General features: G+C 66.8%; 4 protein-coding genes, 1 tRNA gene and 2 rRNA genes. 1 reads left to right on the top strand and 6 read right to left on the bottom strand.

Annotation, left to right across the window (positions count from 1 at the left end; all coding sequences use genetic code 11):
• Positions 1–846: IS3 family transposase (locus tag C516_RS20200; protein WP_018719794.1), on the top strand; the 846-nt coding region annotated here is incomplete at its 5' end.
• 152 nt (positions 847–998) lie between these two features.
• Here C516_RS20200 and C516_RS0117910 read toward each other — a convergent pair.
• The 6 genes from C516_RS0117910 to C516_RS0117935 all read right to left on the bottom strand — a co-directional run.
• Positions 999–1,074, bottom strand: a tRNA-Thr gene (locus C516_RS0117910).
• Between the two features lie 45 nt (positions 1,075–1,119).
• Complete coding sequence (locus C516_RS0117915; protein WP_018719795.1) at positions 1,120–1,866, bottom strand: type III pantothenate kinase; 747 nt, start codon at positions 1,864–1,866, stop codon at positions 1,120–1,122.
• The gene (locus C516_RS0117920; RefSeq protein WP_018719796.1) at positions 1,866–2,852 is read right to left on the bottom strand and encodes a biotin--[acetyl-CoA-carboxylase] ligase; all 987 of its coding nucleotides are present in this window, start codon (positions 2,850–2,852) and stop codon (positions 1,866–1,868) included. Before C516_RS0117920 ends, C516_RS0117915 begins: the two co-directional genes overlap by 1 nt.
• A 4-nt stretch (positions 2,853–2,856) precedes the next feature.
• Positions 2,857–4,140, bottom strand: coding sequence for a M18 family aminopeptidase (locus C516_RS0117925; RefSeq protein WP_018719797.1), 1,284 nt, complete (start codon positions 4,138–4,140; stop codon positions 2,857–2,859).
• Between the two features lie 205 nt (positions 4,141–4,345).
• Positions 4,346–4,462 (bottom strand): 5S ribosomal RNA (rrf, locus tag C516_RS0117930).
• 109 nt (positions 4,463–4,571) lie between these two features.
• Positions 4,572–5,249: ribosomal RNA gene (locus C516_RS0117935) — 23S ribosomal RNA — on the bottom strand; the annotation flags it as partial.

Raw genomic sequence — 5,249 nt, forward strand, 5'->3', positions numbered from 1 at the left:
AGGCGCGAGCTGGTGCGTCAGATGAAAGGCCGCGGGTTGAGCGAGCGTCGCGCGCTGGCGGTGATCGGCATGAGTGCGAGCGCGCTGCGCTATCGGCCGGCGGCCGATCGCAACGGGGCGTTGCGGGAAGAGATCCTGCGCCTGGCGCACCGTCATCGACGCTACGGCGCGGCGATGATCTACCTGAAGCTGCGCCAGCAGGGCTGGACGGTCAACCACAAGCGAGTTGAGCGGTTGTACGCCGCGGAGGGGCTTCAGGTGCGGCGTCGAAAGCGCAAGAAGGTGCCGTTGGCGGATCGTCAGCCGCTGGTGCGTCCGGGCGCCGCCAATGAGGTCTGGTCGCTGGACTTCGTCTTCGACCGTGTCGCTGACGGGCGGGCGATCAAGTGCCTGGCCATTGTCGATGATGCCACCCATGAGTGCGTCGCCCTGGTGCCGGCGTACGCGATGAGCGGACGACAGGTCGTTGGCGTGCTGGAGCAACTGGGCGAGAGCCGCGGACTGCCGCAGGTCATCCGATCGGACAACGGCCGGGAGTTCAGCGGAAAGGCGATGCTCGGCTGGGCCTACGAAAACCGCGTCCAGCTCCGGCCCATCGAACCGGGCAAGCCGAACCAGAACGCCTACGTGGAGTCGTTCAATGGCCGCTTTCGCGATGAATGCCTCAACGAACACTGGTTCGTCAGCATGGCCCACGCCGTGGCGGAGATCACGGCCTGGCAACGCGAATACAACCAGGAACGACCGAAGAAGGTACTCGATGGGCTGACGCCGAGCGGCTATGCCGAGCGACTCAGCCAGAAGTCGCTACCATTAACCTCGGACTCCATACTAGAGTGCTACTGAAAACGGGGGGACGTCGTGCCGACTCTGCGCTGGATCACCTGGGGGATGCGGTGCGACTGAACCCATTGGCATATCGTAGACAGGGTGTGGACAGCCGCCCACAAAAAACGCCCGCCTGTGAGGGCGAGCGTTCCATAAGTCCCTTGATTGACTGGAGCTGGCGACAGGAGTCGAACCTGCGACCGGCTGATTACAAATCAGCTGCTCTACCAACTGAGCTACGCCAGCCTGGACGCTAGATAATAGTGGCTCGGCAAAAGCCAGGCAAACACGTCATTCTGCGTCGCGCATGTCCAGGTAATGCGCCAGCCCCTCCAGGACGAGCTGCGGCGCGAACTCCACGTGCCCCGGGAGATGCCCGCGCAGCGCGGGGGCATCGCCGCCGGTGATGACAGTGGCCGGCTCCTCGCCATGGGCACGCCGTATCACCGCCTCCAGCCCCCCGATCATTGCCGCGAGGCCATGGAAGGTGCCAGCTCGGATGGCGTCCGCCGTATTGTCGGCGAGCAGGGGCAGCGCACCGTCGGAGACGGCGGGCAGGCCGTGGGTACCGGCATGCAGCGACCGCCGCATGGTGCCCAGGCCGGGCAGTATCATGCCGCCGTGATGACGGCCGTCCTCGCCCAGCAGGTCGATGGTGACGGCCGTCCCGCAATCGATGACGATGGCCGGCAGCCAGCCATGCGCGAGCGCACCGACCATTGCCGCCCACCGGTCCGTGCCCAGCTCGACCGGGCGGTGATAGGCGACCTGCACACCGCCGCCTTCCGTCGGCGTGCAGACCACTTCGAGCTCGAGGCCGAAGGCCTCTCGACACACGCTGGCGAGCTCGTCAATCCGCCCCGGGGCGGCAACGGAGATCGCGGCGGCGCTGTCCGGGGCCGGAAGCCCATCCAGACCCGCCTCGATGGCCGCGCGGTTGCCCGCACCGGGCGGCAGCACGCCACTGTGTCGGATCTCTCCCGCGTCGACGATGGCCCATTTCACCCGGCTGTTGCCGACGTCGAAGAGTAATCGCATCACGCTGGCCTCACCCGGACATCGCCGGAGAAGAACCGGGAGACGCCCCCGGGCGTCTCCACCAGCAGTGCGCCGTCGGTATCGATACCGCGGGCGGTGCCCTCCTCCCGGCGGTCGCTTAGATGGATCACCACCGCCTGCCCCGCGAGCAGGTCCACCCCGGGCCAGCGCTCTGCGAGCAGGGTTGCGGTGCGTGCCGGGACGGTCGCGCACGCCTCGACCACCGCATTGACCACACCGGCCGCCAGCGTATTGCGATCGAGTTCGGACACGATATCGGCGACCCCCACCGACGGCGCCGCGAGGCCGCTGCCGTCCTCCGCGTCGCCAGAGCGCCAGTTCACCCCGATACCCACGACGACCCGGCACTGGCCGGTGGGATCACCGCTGAGCTCTGTCAGAATCCCCGCGAGCTTGCGGCCATCCACCCAGACGTCGTTCGGCCATTTGACGGCGGCACGCCCGACACCCAGCGCGCGCAGCCGCTCCGCGACACACACACCCACGGCCAGGGTCAGTCCGGTGGGGCCGCGTTCCAGGTTGCGGTACGGCCAGGAAACGGAGATATAGACGCCGCCGGGGGGCGATGCCCAGGCGCGGCCGAGCCGGCCGGTCCCCGCCGTCTGACGCTCGGCAATGACGATTCCGACGCGCCCCGCTTCCGGCGGACTGCGGCGCAGCTCGGCGTTCGTCGAATCTATCGATTCGAGCACCTGCAGCTCGGGGGCATTCACTCCCGTGAGCGCGTCGCGGATCCGGGCCTTCGACAGCGGCACATAAGGGGCGACGGCGCGGTAGCCACGCCCGGGTTCGGCAACGATCTCATGGCCGGCGCGGCGTAGCGCCTCCACCGCCTTCCAGACCGCCGCACGGGAGACCCCGGCATTCGCGGCCAGGGCCTGCCCGGAATGCACTTCACCATCCGCCAGCGCCGCGAGGACCCGTCGGCTCGCGCTGGTCCCGTCACCGGCGTTCTCGGTGCTCATCGGCTCAGACCTCGGAGAGACAGGCGCGGAAGGCGGAAACGAGATACGCCGGATCCAGCGCCCCCGCAGACTCGCGGGCGCTGTGCATGGCCCACATGGCCCCGCCGACGTCGACGGTACGGATACCGAGCCGTGCCGCGGTGATGGGTCCGATCGTGCTGCCGCAGGGCAGATCGTTGCGGTGAACGTAGCGCTGTACCGGCACGCCGGCGCGCTCGCAGGCGTGACGGAAGTATATCTCACCCTCGCCGTCCGAGGCATAACGCTGCTTGGCGTTGAGCTTGATCACCGGACCGCCGTTTACCCGGGGCGCGTGGCGCTGGTCGTAGGCCTGCGGGAAGTTCGGATTCCAGGCATGGGCCATGTCCGCACTGACCACCCAGCTGCGCGCGAAGATCGCCTCGCGCCCGGCGGCCGCGTCGGTGGCCGCCAGGATCCGCTCGACCGTCGCCGGCAGGAACGTGCCCGCGGCACCGCGGTGGGACTCACTACCGACCTCCTCGTGGTCGAAGCAGGCGAGCAACGTGACGCCCTCCGCCGGCGCCTCCTGGACCAGCGCGCACAGACCGGCGTGGCAGCTCGCCAGGTTGTCGATCTGGCCGTTGGCGATATATTCGCCGTCCGCACCGAAACGCGTGCCGGGCTGGGTATCGGTGAGCGCCAGCTCCCAGCCGAGCACCGCGCCGGGGTCATGACCGAGCTCCTCGGCGAGGAAGGGGGTGAGACCATTGTTCGCACGGTCAGAGAAGACCATGCCGAGCTGGTCCTGCAGCTGGAACTTGAGACCGTCCTCGTTGACCCCCCGATTGAGGTGTATTGCGAGGTTGGGCAGACGCACCAGGGGCCGGTCCCCGGCATAGAGCAGCGGCACTGGCTCGCCGTGCTGACCACGGCACCACACGCGGCCGGCGAGGGTGAGGTCCCGGTCCGCGAACGTCGCGATGATGGGTCCGCCGTAGATCTCGACACCGAGAGCCGCCGACGGCTCGCCGGCCGTCGAGCCCTCCGGCCGCATCCGAAAGCCCGGGGAGTCCGTGTGCGCGCCGATAATGCGCAGCCCGGACGCGGCCGGGTCCCGCCCGACGCGGAATGCAATGAGACTCGCACCGCCGCGGCGCACGAAATACCCACGCCCCGGCGCCAGTGTCCAGGCCTCGTCCTCGCGCAGCTCCTCGAAGCCCATCGCCTCCAGCTGCGCGGCCATGATCGCCGCCGCGTGCCAGGGGGACGGCGCCGCGTCGATGAACGCCAGCAGGTCGTCCGCGATCTCGTATTCCTGTACCGCCATCGCTCTGTCGTTTCCGCTCGTTGTCGCCGTTCGTGGCCGGCCATGTCGAGCGTGGCCGGGCTCGATCGCCATAACGTATCACTTCCGGGGGCATCCCACCGCCCAGTAACGGTACGATCATCACCGGGAGCGGAGTCAGGCCTGGTCGCCGGAGGGCCCATAAAAAAACCCCCGGTCCTTAAGGGCCGGGGGTTTTGGAGTAAGAGCCTGGCGATGACCTACTTTCGCACCACAGCGAGGCGGCACTATCATCGGCGCGGAGTGGTTTCACTTCCGAGTTCGGTATGGGATCGGGTGGTTCCCACTCGCTATATTCGCCAGGCGAGCCGGTTGGCCTGAGCGCGGTTGTGGAGGGCCGCGCGGGCCGTTTGATCGGGAAGTCGCACGCGCACTTGGACATGCGCATTGGTCTCAGACTGCTTGGGTGTTATATGGCCAAGCCGCACGGGCAATTAGTACCGGTTAGCTTCATGCATTACTGCACGTCCACACCCGGCCTATCAACGTGGTGGTCTTCCACGGCCCTTCAGGGGGATCGAGTCCCCGGGGAGATCTTATCTTGAGGGGGGCTTCCCGCTTAGATGCTTTCAGCGGTTATCCCGTCCGTACGTAGCTACCCGGCAGTGCCACTGGCGTGACAACCGGAACACCAGAGGTACGTCCACTCCGGTCCTCTCGTACTAGGAGCAGATCCTCTCAAATCTCCGACGCCCACGGCAGATAGGGACCGAACTGTCTCACGACGTTCTAAACCCAGCTCGCGTACCACTTTAAATGGCGAACAGCCATACCCTTGGGACCTGCTACAGCCCCAGGATGTGATGAGCCGACATCGAGGTGCCAAACTCCTCCGTCGATGTGGACTCTTGGGAGGAATCAGCCTGTTATCCCCGGAGTACCTTTTATCCGTTGAGCGATGGCCCTTCCATACAGAACCACCGGATCACTAAGGCCGGCTTTCGCCCCTGCTCGACGTGTCTGTCTCGCAGTCAGGCACCCTTATGCCTTTACACTCAAGGCGCGATTTCCGACCGCGCTGAGGGTACCTTCGCGCTCCTCCGTTACTCTTTGGGAGGAGACCGCCCCAGTCAAACTACCCACCACACACT

This window comes from Arhodomonas aquaeolei DSM 8974, assembly GCF_000374645.1.
Classification (GTDB): domain Bacteria; phylum Pseudomonadota; class Gammaproteobacteria; order Nitrococcales; family Nitrococcaceae; genus Arhodomonas; species Arhodomonas aquaeolei.